The sequence below is a fragment of the Olivibacter sp. 47 genome (assembly GCF_030372825.1).
Lineage (GTDB): Bacteria > Bacteroidota > Bacteroidia > Sphingobacteriales > Sphingobacteriaceae > Olivibacter > Olivibacter oleidegradans.
Window position 1 is genome coordinate 4,591,992 of sequence record NZ_JAUCNR010000001.1, and the last position, 20,525, is coordinate 4,612,516.

Annotated in this window: 11 protein-coding genes; 8 read left to right on the forward strand and 3 right to left on the reverse strand. The window is 43.6% G+C overall.

What is annotated here, in order from left to right; all coding sequences use genetic code 11:
* Window positions 1–281 precede the first annotated feature (281 nt).
* From QT327_RS20070 to QT327_RS20085, 4 genes are all read left to right on the forward strand, one after another.
* Entirely contained in the window at window positions 282–878 is a 597-nt protein-coding gene (locus QT327_RS20070; protein ID WP_289553821.1) for an RNA polymerase sigma-70 factor, read from the forward strand.
* A 254-nt stretch (window positions 879–1,132) separates the two neighbouring features.
* Window positions 1,133–2,140, forward strand: coding sequence for a FecR family protein (locus QT327_RS20075; RefSeq protein WP_289553822.1), 1,008 nt, complete (start codon window positions 1,133–1,135; stop codon window positions 2,138–2,140).
* Window positions 2,141–2,355: 215 nt separating this feature from the next.
* Window positions 2,356–5,625, forward strand: coding sequence for a SusC/RagA family TonB-linked outer membrane protein (locus QT327_RS20080; protein WP_289553824.1), 3,270 nt, complete (start codon window positions 2,356–2,358; stop codon window positions 5,623–5,625).
* Window positions 5,626–5,639: 14 nt separating this feature from the next.
* On the forward strand, window positions 5,640–7,220 hold the full coding sequence (locus QT327_RS20085) for a RagB/SusD family nutrient uptake outer membrane protein (RefSeq protein ID WP_289553825.1): 1,581 nt from the start codon (window positions 5,640–5,642) through the stop codon (window positions 7,218–7,220).
* 66 nt (window positions 7,221–7,286) lie between these two features.
* Here QT327_RS20085 and QT327_RS20090 read toward each other — a convergent pair whose 3' ends face one another.
* Together QT327_RS20090 and QT327_RS20095 are read right to left on the reverse strand one after the other, a co-directional pair.
* Window positions 7,287–8,018: a hypothetical protein gene (locus QT327_RS20090; protein WP_354004827.1), complete on the reverse strand. Its 732-nt coding sequence runs from the start codon at window positions 8,016–8,018 to the stop codon at window positions 7,287–7,289.
* Window positions 7,994–8,287, reverse strand: a complete 294-nt coding sequence (locus tag QT327_RS20095) for a polysaccharide biosynthesis/export family protein (protein ID WP_289553826.1) — start codon at window positions 8,285–8,287, stop codon at window positions 7,994–7,996. Before QT327_RS20095 ends, QT327_RS20090 begins: the two co-directional genes overlap by 25 nt.
* Before the next feature lie 265 nt (window positions 8,288–8,552).
* On the opposite strand from QT327_RS20095, the gene QT327_RS20100 reads away from it, so the two are divergent.
* The 4 genes from QT327_RS20100 (at window position 8,553) to QT327_RS20115 (ending at window position 19,361) form a co-directional block, all read left to right on the forward strand.
* The gene (locus QT327_RS20100) at window positions 8,553–12,608 is read left to right on the forward strand and encodes a hybrid sensor histidine kinase/response regulator transcription factor (RefSeq protein ID WP_289553828.1); all 4,056 of its coding nucleotides are present in this window, start codon (window positions 8,553–8,555) and stop codon (window positions 12,606–12,608) included.
* 387 nt (window positions 12,609–12,995) lie between these two features.
* Window positions 12,996–16,022 (forward strand): SusC/RagA family TonB-linked outer membrane protein, encoded by a 3,027-nt coding sequence (locus tag QT327_RS20105; protein WP_289553829.1) that lies wholly within the window; start codon window positions 12,996–12,998, stop codon window positions 16,020–16,022.
* 31 nt (window positions 16,023–16,053) lie between these two features.
* On the forward strand, window positions 16,054–17,700 hold the full coding sequence (locus QT327_RS20110; RefSeq protein WP_289553830.1) for a RagB/SusD family nutrient uptake outer membrane protein: 1,647 nt from the start codon (window positions 16,054–16,056) through the stop codon (window positions 17,698–17,700).
* 89 nt (window positions 17,701–17,789) lie between these two features.
* Window positions 17,790–19,361 carry a DUF4832 domain-containing protein gene (locus tag QT327_RS20115; RefSeq protein WP_289553832.1) on the forward strand — a complete coding sequence of 524 codons (1,572 nt, stop codon included), beginning with the start codon at window positions 17,790–17,792 and terminating at the stop codon, window positions 19,359–19,361.
* A gap of 237 nt (window positions 19,362–19,598) precedes the next feature.
* On the opposite strand, the gene QT327_RS20120 is transcribed toward QT327_RS20115, so the two are convergent.
* Window positions 19,599–20,513: a phosphodiester glycosidase family protein gene (locus QT327_RS20120; protein ID WP_289553833.1), complete on the reverse strand. Its 915-nt coding sequence runs from the start codon at window positions 20,511–20,513 to the stop codon at window positions 19,599–19,601.
* Window positions 20,514–20,525 lie beyond the last annotated feature (12 nt).

Genomic DNA, 20,525 nt, shown 5'->3' on the forward strand with positions numbered 1-20,525 from the left:
TTGCGATTACCCGTGCCACTGTAATAATACATTATTAAAGCTGATGACTGAAAGCTGACTGCTGATAGCTTTTTAGTTATAAGTTTTAAGTGATAGGTTTTAAGTAGGAACTCGTGCTAGTGCAACTGGCGCGTACCACTGTAATGGCTTGTCTTGATGGCTGAATACTGACTGCTGATCGTAACTTAATCTGGAACGAGCGTGATTTTTTCATCATAAAGTGTATCTTTGACGTTCGAGAAGGATGTATGACTGACCAACCTAACGTGCAACTAAAATACTTGTGGGATCAAGTATGCTTTTCGAATGATATTAAATCGTTCGAACTCCTCTTTCATCAGTTGAACCGTAACCTCATCAATTTTTGCCATACCATCATCCATCATGAACATGCTGCGGAAGAAATTGTTTCCGATGTATTTGTTGCCTGCTGGAATAAAAGGGCCGAATTACAGCATGTCACAAACCCGAAAGCCTACCTCTTTATGGCAGTAAAAAACCGGGCCCTGAATCATGTGAAACAATACTCTCATTTGCAATTACAAACCAATTTAACAGATGAAGTGATATTGGTAGACGCGAGTAATCCGAACAGCGAACTCGAAAAAAAAGAGTTCTTTATGAAAATGGATGGTATTATTGCCCGCCTACCGACACAGACCTTGCTCGTTTTTCGTTTGATCAAGGAAGATGGCATGAAATACCAGGAAGTGGCTGATCTGTTAGATATCTCTCCAAGAACGGTACAAACCCATATGCGCCGGGCAATTCAAAAATTACGGGAATGGCTACAAGCCTATAATAAACGGGATTACTTTGCTACAAAGAATAAGCTTTTTACGCTGCTTTTTTTTATTACTTGCCTCTTGGGGTATTAGGGGTTAGCTGTGAGTAGTTAAATAGTTGGGTCGTTGAATAGTTGAGTCGTTAAATAGTTGAATAGTTGAGTAGTTGAATAGTTGAGTCGTTAAGAAGTATTAAATAGTTGCAGTAGCAGAAATCCTACCTTAGACCTATAACCTATAACATAAAACTTATAACTTTTTTTTCTTTCTTGTACGCATTTCCTGTCAAAAAACTGTCTGTTAAAATACGGACCGATTTTTTATTTGAATCTCTTCCATTTAATTTTATGCTGCATCAACGATTTGAGTATTTATTAGCAAAGGAACTGAGTGATCAACTGACTGTGGAAGAAGCAGCTGAGCTTAAGGGTTTATTGGAAAGTAGCAGCGAACTGAAGGCGGAATATCAACTGCTACATCAGTATTGGAATCGTAAGGAAACGTCTAGTGAGCGCGATAAAGACTTGTTTAATAAAGTGCTGAGTAAGATAGAGTCGCCAGCTGCTCCTAAAAAGCTAATCCCGAGTTTTTTATGGCGTTTAACGGCAGCGGCAGCCGTGCTCGTTCTGGTTTCTTTAGCCTTTTGGTTCTATCAGATGGCGTGGAACCCGGATCAGGAGGTTTCTACAGCGAATCAGCAACGGACCTGGGTGTTGGAAGACGGCACGACCGTTACCTTGAACGCGGCGAGCAACTTAACTTATCCAAAGACTTTCGATTCGCTCACGCGCGAAGTTTACTTAGTAGGTGAAGCTTTCTTCAAAGTGGCGAAAGATGAGAAACGTCCCTTTATTGTGCGTACACACCATGCACATTTGAAAGTTTTGGGCACTTCCTTCAACCTGCGGGCTTATCCCGATGAAAATAAAACGGAAACCAGCTTGATTGAAGGGGCTGTAGAAGTGTCTTTGAAAGGTGAGGCAGAGAAAACGGTTCGTTTACAACCGTCGGAAAAGTTAACGATCTATAACCCGGTAGCCAAGGAGGCTGTTCCCTCCAAGCAGAAAATCGAACGGTCGAGCATCTCTTTTTTTCATCCAAAAGACACGCTTTCTGTGGAGACCAGTTGGCTGGATAATAAATTAGTGTTCAAGGATACGCCCTTTGAAGAGCTGGCCCGTACATTGGAAAGAAAATATGGTGTGGAAATTGAATTTCAGGGAAAGCGGGCGCCTGCTTTACGCTTTAATGCCGTTTTTGAGAAAGAAGATATTGGCCAAATCTTAAGGGCACTGAAAATGGCGAGTAATTTTAGCTATCAACAAGCATCGGATAAAATAATGATATATGACTAATTTTTAACAACCACCTAAGTATGAACGGAACGATACCCCCAACCTAAAAGTGAAAGCTGCCCCAGGCAGCTTCCACAAGATGTACAATTAAATCAAAATCGCGCCAGCTTTTTGGCGAAAGCTGGCTTTAACTTAATTCTAGTAAAAATATGATTTTTTTTTCGCACCTAAGCGGTGTTATTAGAAAGCGTATGCTTTTTCAAATCCTAATAACCATGAAACTTACTTTGATCCTGTTGCTGCTAGTGCAGCTCCAGGCATACTCAGAGGTGAAAGCGCAAAGCAGGGTATCTCTGAAGCTGAAATCGGCCAGTATTGCTGATCTGCTGAACGAACTGGAAACGAAAACGGATTTTCGTTTTGTCTTTAACCAACAGGCGATCTTCACCAAAAATGATATCAATATAACAGCCGAACAAGAGCCGGTTGTGAAAATATTAGATCGGGTGCTGGCTAAGAAGGGTATTTCTTATACCTTGTTGGAGAATAATCTGATCGTCATTAATGATCCCATGCAACAACAAATGGTAAGCGGTGTGGTGGTAGACGAAACGGGGAGCCCACTGCCGGGTGTAAGTGTGCGGGTAAAGGGGGTAAACCGGGGAGCAGTAACCGATGCCAATGGCCGCTATCAGCTAAATATAGCAAATGGTGAAGTGCTGATGTTTTCGTATGTGGGCTATGAAACGACCGAATTGACCTACACCGGGCAAAAGGAATTGAGAACTGGACTGCAGTTGGCGGCCGAAGGCTTGGATGAAGTAGTGGTTGTTGGCTACGGTACGCAGAAAAAAGTGAATCTGACAGGTTCGGTTGCAACCATTAAGCAAGAGGATATCAGCAGACAACCGGTTGGGCAAGCATCTCAAGCCTTGCAAGGCTTGTCTGCCGGTTTAACAGTTACAACCAGTAGCGGGCAACCGGGGCGCGATCAAGGTGCATTGCGTATACGCGGCTTGGGAACCTTAAATGATAATAGTCCTTTGGTTTTAATCGATGGAGTTCGTTATGATAATACCATCAGCTTGAATGACATCGATGCTAACGATATTGAGTCGGTATCTGTTTTGAAAGACGCCGCCGCAGCTTCTATCTATGGCGTACGTGCAGCAAATGGGGTGATTTTGGTGACGACTAAAAGAGGAGCTGCGAACAAGCCTCAAGTTAGTTATGGTAATTATTTTGGATGGCAAGAGGCCATTCGCACGCCGGATTTTGTAGGGGCGCAGGATTATATGCGGTTGGTGAATCTTATGTACACAAATTCCGGTGGCTCCGAACAGTTTACGCAAGACCGTATTAATGCCTATAATGATCCTAATCGGGATCCGATTGCTTATCCGGATAATAATTGGTACCGCGATGTCTTGTCGGGCTCAGGCTTTCAACAACAACATAATGTATCGCTCAGTGGGGGAAGCGAAAAAACGAAATATCGATTTTCGGGGAATTATTTTGACCAAGCCGGATTGGTGAAAAGCATGAATTTTGATCGCCTTACTTTACGCTTGAATACCGACTTTCAAATTTCGGATAAGCTCGACTTCAATGCGGATCTTTCTGCCCGGATTGCCAATAGGGATGAACCGCAGGCACCGAGTGGGGATGCTGCATGGTTCCAGTTTGGCCAGGCTTATTTAGTGACGCCGATCCAATCGAGTAAAGACGAAAATGGAAATTGGCGGGCCTTGCGGGGCGAGAACAATATGTTGCGCCTACAGGAAGAGGGTGGTTTGTATAGTTTAAAAGACCAACTCTATACCAGTAATCTTCGGCTTAACTATCGCCCCATTGAAGGCATGACGCTAAGTGCTATTGCATCGAATAATATGCAGACGATGTACAATAGTCAACATACGAAGCAGTTTACCTATGTTAATCTGGATGCACCAATCGGTCGTAACGACATCCGTAAGATTTATACCGGATATCGCAATGAGAACTACCAGGCTTTGGCCAATTACGAAAGAACCTTCTCCAAACACTATATCAAATTACTGGGTGGAGCTTCGTATTTAAATCAATATACGGACAATTTGAGTGGTATGCGACTCAATTTACCGAATGGCAACTTAAGTCAGATCGATGCCGGTGCCGCCGATGGTCAGGTAGCTACCGGTAGTGCGGAGCAATATACTTTAATCTCCTATTTCGGACGGGTCAATTATACGTTTAATGATAAGTATCTTTTTGAGGCAAACATTCGTCGGGATGGTTCTTCCCGCTTTTCAGATGGTGAACGCTGGGGATGGTTCCCTTCTGCTTCTGCCGGTTGGCGGATATCGCAGGAAAATTTCATGAAGAATGTTTCTTTTGTGCAGGATCTAAAGCTGAGAGCGTCGTATGGTGTCTTGGGTAATGATGCACTCGGCGGTGGAGCCTTAGGAGGCAACATCGATGGTAATTATCCGTATCAATCCAACTACTTTTTAAACAGTTATCCGATAGGTGGTGTACTTTATCAAACCGCAGGTTTGCGGAATTATCCGAACAGTGGGCTTACCTGGGAAACCACTAACATTGCCAATTTTGGGTTAGACTTTACCTTGCTCAAAAAACTGAATGTTACCTTCGATTACTTCGATAAGAGAACAAAGGACATTTTGTTCAATTTACCCATTCCATCGTCGGTAGGCTTGGAACCGACGGTACAAAATGCGGTTTCTGTCAAGAATTCGGGATGGGAGCTTGCCCTGAATTATCAAGATCAGTTGGGTGATGAATTTAAATACAGCATTGGTTTGAACGTTTCGGATGTGCGTAATGAGATTACGGACCTGAAAGGGGCTGACCAGGTGACAATCAATAGCAATAATATTGCGACGGGTAATTTCGTCGGTAGGCCTATCAGTGCCTTTTACGGATACCAGGTGGCTGGCATTTACCAAACGGCTGAACAGGTTGCCCAGCATGCGGTTATTTCTCCGTCTGTTGGGCCGGGCGATTTGATCTACGAGGACCTGAATAATGATGGAGTTTTTGATATTGTGAATGACTTTACTTATTTGGGTAGTAATATTCCTCGTTATAATTACGGAATTAACTTGGGCGCGTCGTATAAGAATTTTGATTTCAGTGCCTTTCTTCAAGGGGTAGGAAAGGTAGACGTCAATACCTTGAATATTGAGAAAGCCCGAGAAAACCTGGACGGTAATATTCGCAGTAATTGGTTAGCTAGCTGGACACCGGAAAATACGGATGCGGCCTTCCCCCGGTTGATTACCTCTGCGGTAAACTATCAACCTTCGTCGTTCTGGGTTAAAAGCGGCGCCTATTTGCGGCTTAAGAATGTGTCAATTGGCTATCGGTTGCCTAAATCCATTTTAGCAAAAACATTTATCAGCAACTTGCGGATTTTCGCTACCGGCCAGAACCTGTTAACTTTTTCTTCTTTACCGAAAGATGTGGATCCGGAAGCACCGAATGATATTCGATACTATCCGCAGGTACGAACAATCACTTTTGGCTTAAACGCAAACTTTTAATATCCAGCAATAACATGATACATAAAAGCTATATAAAAATACTGACAGCGGCCATTTTGTTTTGCATGGTCGGCTGTTCGAAAGATTTAGACAGACAACCCTTGGACAACCTGGGGAATACAACCTATTGGTCGTCACAAGAAGACGCGGAACGCGCGGTAACCGAAATTTATCGCTATTTAGGTTCGAACGAACGTTTTTTTATTTCTTGTGCCACTGATGACAGTTACTCGTGGAGTAATTGGCCGGTGGATATTCAGTTTGTTGCCAATGGCAGCGCCACGCCGGGTACCGGTACCTTCGGCAATTTCTGGAAAAATCTGTACCAACAGGTGGCCCGAGCTAATGATGTGACCGACAATATTGATCGGGTTCTGAATCTCGATCCGGCCATCAAGGCGCGTCTGCTGGGCGAAGCAAGATTTTTACGAGCCTACGCGTATCAACAGTTGACGGGTTTATTTGGAGATGTACCCTTGATAACCCACATCCAAGCACCGGAGGAGTTTGATGTCGAAAAAACACCGAAGGCTGAAGTTGTTCAATTTATATTGGATGAACTCAGTGCCATTAGTAATGATTTACCGGAAACCTATGCAGCGAGCGAGTACGGACGGATTACCAAGGGTGCCGCATTGGCCTTAAAAGCACGGGTGGAACTTTATAACGAACGTTGGCAGGAGGCGGCTGAAACGGCCAAACAGGTGATGGATTTAGGGGTCTATCAGATAGACAATAATTACCTGAGTTTGTTTAACGGTGATAATAAGCAAAGCAAAGAAATTATCGTCTCTGCACAGTACTTACCCAATGTGTACCCCAATCCCAATGCCACTTGGATCGGTGCACCTAGTCTTGCCGGCTGGGGGCAGATTGTGCCGTTAAAATCACTGGTAGATGCTTATGAGTGTGTGGATGGGTTGCCGATTGATGAATCACCCTTGTATGATGCCAACCGTCCTTTTACAAATCGCGATCCCCGTTTAACGTTAACCATTGTGGTCCCCGGTACACAGGTTAACAATACTGTAATTGATATTACCAAACCGGGATCGCCGGACGCACTCGGACAGTCCAATGCTTCTTTCTCAGGCTATTACTATAAAAAATACGTGCCTACCACCATCAGTGGGGGATGGGAAACAAGCTCAGCGGCTGACGTCATGATCTTGCGTTATGCGGAAGTGCTGCTAACCTATGCGGAAGCAAAAATAGAAAGCGGCCAGATCGATCAATCGGTTTATGACGCAATTAACCAGGTAAGGCAACGGAATGGCGTTAACATGCCAGCGGCTACAACGGCTACGCATCCCGATCAAAATGCGTTAAGGGAACTTATCAGACGGGAACGCCATGTGGAATTCCCTGTCGAGGATAACCGGCTATTTGATATTCGCAGGTGGCGGATTGCGGAGCAAGTTATGCCAGGCAGGGCTTTAGGAATCTTCAATAACTTCGATAGCAGCCGCAGCGATTATAACAATTATGTGTTAGTTGAAACAAGAAATTTTAACCCTTCCAGGGATTATTTATGGCCTATTCCAGCTAACGAAATTTCGTTGAATAGTGGCATCACGCAAAATCCGGGGTGGTAGTTAATTGCTATAAATTAATGTTTTTGGTGGGGTGTCTAGTAATGCCCCACCAGTTTAACTTGAGCGCTAAAATTCTTGTCTTACCGTTTCTGCCCAAACTGAATCAGCAGTGATTATAGTAAATTCACCACCTTGCGAAGCATAGCCCCCACCGGTAAGGATTACCTTAACATTGGGCTTTATCGTCACATCACCCAGGTCAGGTTCGGTGATGTCCCCCGAACGACTGGCTGGTATCTCCATTACCGGATCGCAATTAAATTGCCCACTTCTGTTTGGCAATATAAAACCGCGATAAACAACATCAACGGGACGCCCAAATTCAAGTTCTCCGGAAATTTTCGGCAATAAATAGCCAGGGTAGTTCATTCCATCAGCTGGAAATTCACTATACAGATATTGATAGGTGCCATTCGGATCAAAGGGAAAGCGACTTACGGAGTTTGCGAAAATATAAGGGAGACCAGCTTGGACATTCCTTATTGGATAGGTCCTATACCTGACTTCCAGACTGCCCACTATTCGCTCTAAATTAATCATGTTTGTGTTTACATCCGTTTCGTTCACAGTGAATTTATATTCTTTATAAAAAACATCTTCGATTTCCTGCTTGGGCTGTAAGTAAGCTGTTGCATACTTCGTAGTATCTCCATAGGTCAGTCCTCCCATTGATCCAACAACAATCATCGTATAGCTGCCTGCCTCCAGCTCGAAATAACGTTCATTGTATTTGCCTGTTAATGAGTATTCATTTGGGCTGATTAATCGCTCAACTAATTCACCTTGGCTATTATAAATAAAAAATCTAACCGTCGGATATAGTTTTCAATCGCGTCGTCGAGCTCAGGGTTATCGGAAGCAGCCGCTACTTTGTTTTTTTTTGTTGATGCAACCTTTGGTGGTAATGGTTCTTCCTCTTGTGTGAAAGCCGTTACTTTAAACGATATTTCGTACTTTTTACCCTCTGCTTCAGGCAAGACCTCGTCTCTTCCTGAATTTTTTTCACAGCTGCTCCAAAGAACTATTAAGGACAGCGTGACTAAAAATAGTAGACTTTTTTTGTTCATAATTTTTGTTTTAGTTTCTTCTGCAATTTAATTATAGCTAAAGTTGTTTTAGTGAACAATCATATATGCATAATTGGTTATTAATGGGAAATTTAATTGCTGTTGTAAGTTATACGCAATAAGTATGGGTGCCTGCTACTGCTCCTGTAATCATTTGCGCTGATATCTGAAAGCTGACTGCTGATAGCTAATAGCTAACCGTAATATGCTATCTTTGCTTTACGTAGTCGCTACGTTTGCTAAAATAAACCTAATTGTTTCGTTTATGAGGTTGTTTATCTTCCTATTCTTCTTCTTACTGCCGTGGACCGGTTTTGCCATTTCTCTTTCGGATTATCGATTTCATGCCATGCCGGAGACTTCTTACTACGGGGGTATCCATAGCATTACCAAAGACAGTATAGGTAGAATATGGTTTAGCGGATATGACGCCTTGTTCGTATATAATGGTCATTCTTTTATACAGATGAATGACCTCGTTACAAGCTATTCGCCCGGCGAATACTGGAACTACGGGCAAGTAATTACCGATCAGGCTAAAAGATTATACGTGGCTACAAACCACGGACTGCTACGCTTCAATTACCGAAGCCAACGGTTTGACCGCATATTGGAAGGTAATATCGGTACCTTGCTGGTTGCTGAAGATGGGATGATCTGGTTGGTCAGAAATAATAAAATCGAATCGTTCCATCCGGATCGTTTAGCTGAAATAACCGAATATCCGCTCGTATCAAAGCTCGCCATATCGGCTTTAATAAACACCGAAAATAACACCTATGTTGCTTCAAAAGGAAAAGTGTACCGGGTAAATAAAGAGACTAAACGATACCATTTATTTGCTGATCTGGGAAACACAGATTATGTGATAAGGGATTTAATCGTGCATCAGGGGCAGACGTATATACTGACGCATAGCCACGGATTATTTGAGTGCGACCGGGAAGGGAAGGTAAAAAAACAGTACACACTCGCTCTCGGTGACGGAAAGTCGGCCACAACTAAGAGCCTTTACCTGGATGCATCAAATATTGTATGGGTCGCCACGCAATCCGGTCTCTTCTTGGTAGACCCGCTTAAAAAAGAGACACGTTTGCTTCGATCCAACTTGCATTATCCGTACTCGCTTCCAAATAATTCGGTTTGGTCTATTTATCCGGATCCGGATGGGGGTATATGGATCGGTATGTATGGAGGGAAATTGGCTTACATGACTTTTTTCGATAATGATCTCAATTATTTCAAACCGACTTTAGGAGGTTTAAATCATCCGATCGTCAGCTGCTTTGAAGAAGATACGCAGGGGAATTTATGGATCGGTACAGAAGGTGGGGGCGTAAATTACTGGAATAGAAAAACAGACCATTTTTCATATTACACGCAGGAAAATAAAAGTGGTATACGATCGAATATGATTAAAAGCCTGCACTACGACAAAAATAGTATGAGCTTGCAAAGCTCAGCATTTAACGGGGGAGTGGCCCATTTTGATGAGCACCGACATCGTTTTGTGGAATTGCCGATTAATCATCCGATAAGCTCACAACCTCTTAATGTCTACGATTTCGCCATGGAAGCTGATTCGGGTATTTGGATGACGGATCCGGATGCGGAATTGATATACAAGAATACAAAAAATGGAAAGATAGAAGTCGTCTCGCTCGTTGATGCCAAGGGGAAGGCAATGCGATTGCGGATTGAAACTCTTTTTCGGGATAAAAGTGATCAGCTATGGCTCATAACACATACCGGATTGTATATTGTGCACGTTCGCACCAGACGCATTTTAAAACACCACTATATAGCTAACGCACCTTATGCCGTAAATAATCTCTGTTCCTATGCCGTTACATCAGATTCGGTTATTTGGCTTGGAACACGTGGGGGAGGGGTTAACCGATTGGACAGCAACGGAAGCTATGTCAATTTTAGCGAAAAGGAAGGCTTATCGGCAAAAACCGTTTTTGGCATACTGGAAGATAGCGATTCAAAGGATGTCTGGTTCGGTACCAATGACGGATTATACTGTTATGAAGACGGGAACAAACGGATTAGCAAATTTCCGGTTGATATTACAAATCTTTGCGGTACATTTTATGCACGTTCGTGTTTTAAAACCTCGACCGGCGAAATGTTATTTGGTGGAACCAATGGGTTCATTATGTTTACACCCCGCAAGATCACACGAAATAACCAAAAACCGAAAGTCTTTTTTACCGATCTATTGATTAATAACAAAAAGGCAGTTCCGGGAGACAAAAATGCACTGCTAAAGCAAGACATTGCTACCCTTTCTTATGCAGATGATAGGGACAACAAAATCGTGCTTTCTCATAAACAGTCGAATATAGAAATACGGGTTTCCACTAATAGTTACCTGCAAGCCGAAAAAAACCGATATGCTTACCGGATGTTGGGTCTTTCGGATAAATGGTTCACGCTCGCCCGAGGTCAGAAGTCGGTTCAATTTTTTAATTTACCTTCGGGAAGCTATATCTTCCAAATAAAAGCTGCTAATAACGACGGTTTATGGGGCGATGATGTGGCTGCTTTGTATTTCCGGATAAAGCCGTCTCCATTTTTGTCTGTTTGGGCGTACATCGCCTATATGTTACTCATACTATTCATTATCTATTTTATCTGGAGGTATTTCACCAATAAAAAGATATTCGAGCATCGGCTTGAAATGGAGCAGCTCAAAGAACAAAATATGAAAGAACTGACGCAGGCGCGGATTAATTTCTTTACCCATATTTCGCATGATCTGAAAACACCGCTCACCTTAGTAGTCGACCCCTTGAAACAATTGAAAGAAACCTTACAAGAAAATCGATCTGCGGCGACCTATGTACAACTCATCGAAAAGAACGTAAATCGCATTCAACGAATGATCAGCCAATTGCTCCAGTTCAGAGAAATAGAAAGTCAAAAAATTACGGTTAATCAGCAACTGGGCGATATTATCCGGTACATTGGCGATATTTTCTCGTTGTTCGAACTTTATGCCAATAAAAAGGGAATCGAAACAGATTTGAAATCCGAAATGGAGAGTTTCTATACGAAATTTGACTACGATGTAATCGAAAAGATATTCACTAATTTATTCTCTAACGCTATAAAATACACAACCGAAAATGGCTTTGTTGGTGTAAAAATAAAGAGAGCGGGACGGGAAGAACTTGCAGCGTACGGACTAACTCCGCCATTGCACGGCGATTATATTTCAGTTGCTATTACTAATACCGGCGCGACGATTCCGGATGATAAGAAAGATGTGATATTTGAATCTTTCAACCGGTTGTCTATCGGAAAGCCGGCTTTTGAAAAAAGTACCGGATTAGGTCTGTCCATTGTAAAAGAATTGGTTAGCTATTTAGCGGGGAAAATCAGCTTATACTCGACCGATTCTACCGTTACTTTTACGGTGATTTTGCCTTTTACTGCTAATCCCGAGGAAACGGGAGATAAGCCGGGATCATATGAATATACGATAGCAGAAATAGACAATATGTTGGTTGAATCGGCAGAGACACAAGCGGTTGATAAATCAAGGCGTAAAGCGAATAGTATCGTTGTCATTGAAGATGACCCCAGCCTACGATCTTATATGGAGCAACGATTATCGGAGCATTATAATGTATATGCTACCTGCAATGGTTATGAGGGCATCGCAAAAACCGAACGGATATTTCCGCAAATGGTGATTACCGATTTGATGATGCCCGAAGCCGATGGCTTTGCTGTCTGCCGAAAACTCCGTTCCAACATCAAAACGAGTCATATCCCGATCATTGTACTATCGGCGTTGGGCAAGCATGCGGAAAACAAAATTAAAGCACTGGAAAGTGGAGCGAATGTATTTATAGATAAACCCTTTGATATGGATTATCTGCTTAAGCAGGTAGATAACCTGATAAAAAACCAAAATGAACTGAAGGCGTCCTATAGTAAAAAATATATTGCCGAACCTGCAAACATTACCATTTCTTCAGCCGACGAAGACTTGCTTCGACGGGCGATGGAACACATCGAAAAAAATATGAGTAACATGGATTATCATGTCGAATCCTTTGTGTCTGATATGGGAATCGGACGCACGCTCTTATACCAAAAAATAAATGACATACTCGGCATGTCGATTAAGGAGTTTATTTTGGATATACGACTTAAACGCAGCGCGCAACTATTAGAACAATCCGATCTTACCATATCCGAAATTTCTTATTTGACGGGTTTTAATAGCCCCAAGTATTTCAGCATCTGCTTTAAAAAGCAATTTGAAGTGACCCCAACTGAGTTTAGGAAGAAAGTTGAGTTGTGAGATTAGTTGATTAGTTGAATCGTTGAGTAGGGGAATAGTGATGAATGATGGGTGATGAATGATGAATGATGAATTTTGTGGAGAATGTAGCACATGCCCCACTTAAAACTTAAAACCTAAAACTTAAAACTGCCCCGTACAAAATAGAACCATTTCCGTACAAATCAATACCATCCCTATTAAGGGCTTCGCTTAGTTTTGCAGCGTAAGCCAATTATCGTAGTGCCTAAAACAGGCGCCGATAGTAATTAAGTTTAACCATAAAATCTATTTGCCTATAGAAAATAATATCCAACAAAATAAACGGTCATCACGTACCTAAATATATAGGATGACATAAGAAGTAACTGCTTTTTTAACGTTAACCTTTTCTAAATCTAAATTTACATGATTAAAAAAAATCGCATCAAGCTGAAAGGCTTCTGGGCGATACTTGCTCTCTTTTTGCTGTCAGGTACGCCTCTCTATTCGCAACAACAACTGATTAAAATTACAGGACAAGTGGTTGATGAAAGCGGCGAAGCCCTTGTAGGTGTTTCCGTTCGGGTTAAAAATCAGCGTACAGGCACCGTAACGGATACAGATGGAAACTATAGGCTTCAAGCTTCGCCATCCTCCACGCTGATTTTCTCTTATATCGGCTATATCAACCAAGAAGTGGCAGTAAATCCGTCCGGCATAATGAATATAACGATGGCGGGCGAGCAGCAACTTAATGAAGTGGTGGTGGTGGGCTATGGCAGCATGAAGAAGAAAGACGTGACGGGCGGTCTTTCAGTGGTTGGCAAGGAACAATTGGAAATGGTTTCTACCAACAATTTAATGGACCGATTGGTGGGGCAGGTTGCCGGGTTTAGCATTACCACTACCAATGCTGCACCGGGGCAAGACCAAACGCTGCTCATCCGCGGAGAGAATTCACTATCAGCAAGTAATTCGCCTTTAATTGTACTGGATGGAATTCCCTATAGTGGCTCCTTAACGGATCTCGATCCCAATAACATTGAAAACCTGACGGTACTAAAGGATGCCTCGGCGGTGGCAATTTATGGGTCGAGGGGCTCTAATGGAGTTATACTGATTCAGACTAAAAGAGGTATGGAAGGAAAGCCGCAAGTGGCTTACCGAGCGCAGCTTGGAATGGCCGAACCGATGCAACGGATTGACGTGATGGGGCCGGAGGAATACATCAAACTGCAACAGGATATCGGTCGTTTAAGAGAGGGTTACACCGGCGAGCTGCTCGATCCGGTGAGCGGAAATATCATCAGTCTTACGGAGCGGGAGAACTACATCAAAGGCATTACTCACGATTGGCAGGATTACATTTTCCGGAAGGCACTGACCACTGATCACCAGCTCAGCATATCGGGTGGAACAGAAAAAACGAAGTACATGGCGGCGGCAGCTTACCTGAGTCAGGAAGGTGTAGTTTATAATTCAAAACTTACGCGCTATAACCTCTCTACAAATATCGACCAAACGTTCAACGATTGGTTGACAACCGGCATAGGTGTTCAGTTTGTACAAAGAGAGGATGGTGGTGTTACGCCGAATATCGAACATGCTATCAAGCAGAGCCCTTACGGAAAATACAAAGATGACGCGGGTAATTATGTGTACGAGCCGATGGAGTATTCACTGATCACCAACCCCATGCTCAACGTAAATGCGGATCAAGACCGAACGAATCGGAATTTTTTCCTCAGTGCCTATGCGAATATTCGTTTACCGATAGAGGGTTTGTCATTCCGTTCCAATTACGGATACAATTACCGAAGCAATTTTACAGGCACCTATTATGGACGTAATACCTTTATCGGGAGGGAGCAAGCGGGACAAGTGGGTGGAAGCGCCCGTATTAGCAATGGGCATACAACCAATTATACTTGGGAGAATCTGCTCAAATATGAACGCGAAATCAATAATCATCGTTTTGACGCAACCGCGCTGTTTAGTATACAGGAGAATAAAAGCATCAGCGCTGCCCAGAGTGGGGATGGATTCGTAACGGACAATACGAGCTATTATATGATGAATACCGCCGAACGCAATATAACCATGTCGTCCGGGTTGTCTGAAACAGCAATGTTGTCGTATATGTTCCGACTGAATTATGCTTATAAGGGTAAATATATGGCCACCTTAACAGGCCGCTCCGATGGTGCTTCGGTCTTCGGCGTGAATAATAAATATGCCTTTTTCCCTTCTGCTGCCCTGGCATGGCATATGGGCGAAGAGCATTTCATAAAGGACAATCTTGATTGGGTGAGCATGTTAAAATTGCGGGCTTCTTATGGAGCTAATGGGAATCAGGCAATCACGGCTTATCGAACGCTGGATCGCCTTTATTCGAACGTGAAATACATCTGGGGGGATGGTGGTACGGCGGTGAATACGGCGTATCTGGCGGGTGATGGGGTTGGTAACCCGAACCTGAAATGGGAAACGACTTATACGGCTAATATCGGTCTGGATTTTCAGTTATTTAACAATCGCCTGGGGGGCACTATTAACCTCTATCGATCTAAAACCAAAGACTTGCTGATGATGCGGACGGTGCCAATTATGAACGGTTATAACCGAATCTGGGACAATGTAGGGGAAACCCGCAATAAAGGAATTGAAATAGCTTTGAACTCGGTGAATATTGAAAAAAAAGATTTTCAATGGAGTTCTAATGTTAATTTTTCGCTAAACCGCGATAAAATCGTTGAACTACGGGGTGACCATTTAGATGATATTGCCAATAACTGGTTTATCGATAAACCTTTACGGGTTTTTTATGATTACAACATGGTGGGAATCTGGCAAGCAGGTGATACGTATTCTTTCACCGACGCGAACGGAAAGGAGCGCGAAATCCAGACGGGTGCGGAGCCGGGATCTGCCAGGTTGGAGGACGTAGATGGTAATGGATACATTGACGCGAATGATCGGAAAATTATCGGATCCAAAATGCCAAGCTTCACCGGTTCAATAGGTAATCGGATAAACTACAAGAATTTTTACTTTTCATGTCTGATAAACGGTGTGTTTGGTGTTTGGCGCGATGATAACCTGGCTAATTTTGGCTCGTGGACTTTTGGAATAACCAATTATGTACATGGTGCCAATTATTGGACACCTGAAAACCCAACAGCCGGCATCGTTTCTCCGGGCTATACCAATAGCTTTGGGCATGGCTATTATAAAAAGGTTTCCTATGTAGAGATTAAGAACATGACGTTCGGTTACCGGATCGGGCAAAAAACCGCTCGTAAGGTGGGCTTAAATGCCATTGATGTGAATGTGAGTGTCAATAACCTACATACCTTCTCGAATATCAGACAGGTGCTCAATTACGATAACAGTTGGATGGCCTCTTTTCCGACGGCTCGGTCGTATATGCTCGGACTGAATTTAACTTTCTAATCAATAGGAATACGGAATTAAACATATGCAAATGAAGACTTTTATAAAAATAAGCTTAGCTTTTATAACACTCATTTCCCTGAATGGGTGTAAAGATTTTCTTGAAGAAGACTTGAAGACAGAGCTGGCACCTACTAACACCTTTACCGGTACGTATGGCTTTGAGGTGGGCAGTGCGGGACTATATGCATTGACCCGTTCGGAGTATAATACCTACGGAGAAGGGGGCGCTTATATCCACAATGGTGCTTGTCCGTATGAAGCCTTGCAGGCGGCAACGGATATTGTGGATGTCATCAACAGCGACGCTTCGTTGATGCCTTTTGCTAACCTGACCTTGACACCCTCCCAGCAGTTTGTAACAACCTATTGGAATTGGGCTTATCACCTGATCTCTTCGGCAAATGAAATACTGGTATATGCGGATCAAAACACCAACTGGGATGCGCCGACGGATAAAGCACGTTTTCAGGCTGAGGCCCGATTCTTTCGCGCTTACGCTTACCGTACGCTGGTGTACCTCTATGGAGATGTACCGTATGTAGAAACTATTTTATATGATTTTCAACTGAATTTTACCCGGACACCCAAAGCTGAAGTGCTGGAGCATATTGTGGCTGACCTGCAATTTGCAGCGGAACATCTTCCGGAAAATCCGGATCAGGTTAAAGATGGTAAACTGACGAAATGGGCGGCTTATCACTTATTGAGTGAAATGTACCTATTACAGGGCGAATACCAACTGGCTGAACAAGCTGCCTTAGCCGTTATTAATAGCGGACGCTATGAGTTGATGAAAAATCGTTTCGGAGCCAAACAAAATACGGCCGGGGATGTATTTAGCGACCTGTTTATCGAAAATAATCAAAATAGGCAATCAAGTGGCAACCGGGAAAGCATCTGGGTATTGCAGTTTGAATTTAACACGATAGGTGGGGGCACCAACTCGGATGATTGGACACGCAGGGCGTGGAATCCTAAGTATCAGGATGTGTTAGGTTTTGTGCTGGCCGACACCTTAGGTGGACGTGGCCTGGCGCAAATCGTTCCGATGAAATGGTGGGTAGGCACTCAAGGAACCAATGCTACAGGTAATGTTGCCGGTATTTTTGATGCAACAGACATACGTAACTCAAACTATAATATTAAACGCAATTGGTATTATAACAACGTAAATGAGGCCTCCTTGTACGGTAAAAAAGCGACTATCACGGAACAAACCTGGTTCACAACCAAGTCCTTATTCCCTGCGGTAACGAAGTTTTTCTATGGCCGGGCTGAGAACCTAAGCCTCACCGGCAGTTATAAAGACCGCATGAAATTTCGTTTAGCGGAAACCTACTTGTTGCTTGCAGAAGCTTACCTCGGGCAAAATAACCCGGCCAAAGCAGCAGAGGCGGTCAATGTAATACGGGCACGTGCGGGGGCGTCTTTAATCGACGCCGGTGCGATGACGATGGACTTTCTGTTGGATGAGCGTATCCGGGAATTAGTAGGAGAGGAAAGTAGACGATTTACCTTGGTGCGTACCAAGAAGCTGGTTGATCGCGTAAGAATGTACAACAATGCCATCAAAGGTAAAATACAGGATTATCATGCGCTGTGGCCGATACCACAGGTGATTATCGATGCGAACCGTGATGCCGAATTCCCACAGAATCCCGGATATGGCCAATAGACGCGGATAGCGAATGATACACACTTATGACGATTCGTAAATATGCTATTTCCATAAATCAATTTAATATAAATCTTTAAGTAAAAATTATGACAAAATTAGATGGTAAGACGGTCATCAAATCTGCGTTGATGCTGATTCTCGGTTTTCAGTCATTTGGCTGCTCGAAAGAAATTACTAATTATGCAACAAGCGATCATGGAGACAATACGCTAGTACAACCTAGCTATAACGACAGTTCGGTGTTGCGCAATCCCTTAAATGGTTGGGTGATGTACGCGGCGCGTACCGCCGATGAATCGTATTGGGACACGGAATTTTATGTACCGGACTTAGGTAAAAAAGTAAAGGCCATCGACTACGCCTCGGCCTGTTATGTCCGTACCAGCTGGGCGTCCCTAAACCCGAGCGACGGAGTTTATGCCTGGAATGATTCTACTTCCCGAATTGCAAAATTAATCAAAGGAGCGGAAAAGCGGGGTGTGCCCATCGCTTTCCGTATTGTAGTAGATGGACGTGATCAGGGTGCTAATACACCACAGTTTGTCTTCGACGCTGGTGCGAAATATTATTTAGAGAACGCACGATTTCCTGACCGGAAAACCCCCATACCACAGGATCCTGTTTTCCAACGATATTATGCTAAGTTCATCGAAGCTTTAGCCGCCGAATTTAACGATCCCGATCGTACGGCATTTATTGATGCTTATGGTTTAGGCAAATGGGGAGAGGCGCATAATGTGATCTATGAAGATCCTGCGACTTCTACGGGTGAAAATACAGAAAGACTTAAAGAGGAGGTTTTCAATTGGGTGACCGACTTGTACGCGCGAACCTTTACCAAGGTTCCCTTGGTGATTAATTACCACCGATTGGTTGGGCATCCGGCGAGTTGGGGAGCCCCCAATGCGAATAGCGACAAATTATTAGCGAGTGCGATTAACAAAGGATACAGCTTGCGGCACGATGCTTTCGGTATGACTGATTATTATCAAAGCTGGGAAAAGCAGTTTGCTAAAACATGGAATTATAAACGCCCAATTATTATGGAGGGCGGTTGGATTACCACGGGCACACACCGCTATTGGATTGACCCAAGTGGTAAATACCGCGAGGGGCATCCCGAAGATGTAAGACAGGGAGAGTTTGACGCATCGGCCGAAGCACATGTCAATATGATGGATTTTCGTGTTGGTGGGGAAACCGCTTCTTGGTTTGAGAAAGCCTTCACATTGGTCCGGCGTTTTGTGTCTGAAGGTGGTTACCGATTATATCCAGATGAGCTATACCTACCTGAAAATGTCAATCGTGGAGCGGAGGTAACTATTAGCCATCGTTGGAAAAATATGGGCTGGGGCTATTTTCCCAATAATATCCCGCAATGGAACTACAAGTATAAGGTTGCTTTTGCACTTTTGGACGGGAATAACCAGGTGAAAAAGGTGTTTGTCGATACCAACAGCGAACCTTCCAATTGGTTAATCGGAAATCCGGTGTCTTATGATTTCAAACCAACGGTAGATTTGCCCGCCGGCACTTATGCTTGGGCTGTAGCGATAGTGGATACGTCCAAAGGGAATAAACCGGCCATAGAGCTTCCGGTTGACGATGAGGTGACAACGGAGGGATGGTTAAAGTTACTGGATGTACGGGTGAATTAGTCAATTAACCAATTAGCCAATTGGTTAATTGGCTAATTGGTTAACGGCTACCGTTAATCCGTTAAGTTGTTAAATCGTTGAGACGCTGAGTTGTTAAGTAGTTGAAACGTTAAGTAGGTTTTTTCTATGAGCGTTTCTTCTCAGAACCCACAACCGGCAACTCATAACCAATAACCAACAACTAACAACCGGTAACTAAAAACCAACAACTAACAACCGGTAACTAATAACCAACAACTAATTTCCGGTAGCCACAATAGCCCATCCATTAGCAACTGCCCGCGGCGTTCCGTCCGATGGGCGGTTTCTGATCTCATAGGTCGAGCTAGAAGGGTTGTTGATGAGAAAGGTGGACGAACCGCCACCATCGAGGTTGATCGACTCCTTGACACCTAAGGCATGCATGAGCTGGCCTAGATCGGTGAAATTGATGCCGTAAGAATAGTCGTATTTCCTTCCGTCTACCACCATAAAGTATAACTTATTGTCTGCCGTAAATCCTACAGCGGTACGAGGTTCTACGGAAGCGTCGGTGTGGCTTACCGGTTCACCGTCTTTTACTAATCGTTGATGACCACCAAGTGCATGGAAGATCTCGGCTTTTTGTGCCTTATAATCGTCGTCATCCCCCAGCATTAATTGACCTGATTTGCTGATACCGAAAAAGGTCCAGCCCGCCGGGATGGTGCTACGAATGGCTTGCCCCGATAAGTATACAATGCCACGCGGCTCGCCTGTTGTGGCGTTGAAGAAGTCGGCATTGGAAGCAAAAAGCACCTCGGATGTCGAATCTACATGTTTTACCATTTCCGGAACGGATTGACGGCCATAGGCGGTTGCGTCGTTGGGTGTTAAGGGATGTAATTGAATAGTGGACTGATTCATGTCGGCCTCTACTATAAATATCCGCATGGTATGGCCGTTTATATCTTGGTAGTGAATGTCCGTCTCCTGCACGCCTGGGTATAATTCTAAGGTCGTATCGCTATATACGCGATGAATCAGCGTGCTGTTTTCTTGCAGGCGAAGGGTCAGTTCGCTTCGTGTGTGATCCAACACCCGGATGGTGCCCTTTTCGTCTTTTTCGCAACTTGCGAGGGAGCTAAGGGCGAGAATAAACCATAACGCCTGTTGCTTTATGTTCAATTTCATGTTTGATGCTGT

Excerpts from the sequence above, each read along its gene's own strand:
- QT327_RS20095 (WP_289553826.1), bottom strand. The coding sequence starts at position 8,287 with ATGAACAAAAAAAGTCTACTATTTTTAGTCACGCTGTCCTTAATAGTT.
- QT327_RS20080 (WP_289553824.1), top strand. The coding sequence starts at position 2,356 with ATGAAACTTACTTTGATCCTGTTGCTGCTAGTGCAGCTCCAGGCATAC.
- QT327_RS20100 (WP_289553828.1), top strand. The coding sequence starts at position 8,553 with ATGAGGTTGTTTATCTTCCTATTCTTCTTCTTACTGCCGTGGACCGGT.
- QT327_RS20075 (WP_289553822.1), top strand. The coding sequence starts at position 1,133 with ATGCTGCATCAACGATTTGAGTATTTATTAGCAAAGGAACTGAGTGAT.
- QT327_RS20110 (WP_289553830.1), top strand. The coding sequence starts at position 16,054 with ATGAAGACTTTTATAAAAATAAGCTTAGCTTTTATAACACTCATTTCC.
- QT327_RS20085 (WP_289553825.1), top strand. The coding sequence starts at position 5,640 with ATGATACATAAAAGCTATATAAAAATACTGACAGCGGCCATTTTGTTT.
- QT327_RS20105 (WP_289553829.1), top strand. The coding sequence starts at position 12,996 with ATGATTAAAAAAAATCGCATCAAGCTGAAAGGCTTCTGGGCGATACTT.
- QT327_RS20120 (WP_289553833.1), bottom strand. The coding sequence starts at position 20,513 with ATGAAATTGAACATAAAGCAACAGGCGTTATGGTTTATTCTCGCCCTT.
- QT327_RS20115 (WP_289553832.1), top strand. The coding sequence starts at position 17,790 with ATGACAAAATTAGATGGTAAGACGGTCATCAAATCTGCGTTGATGCTG.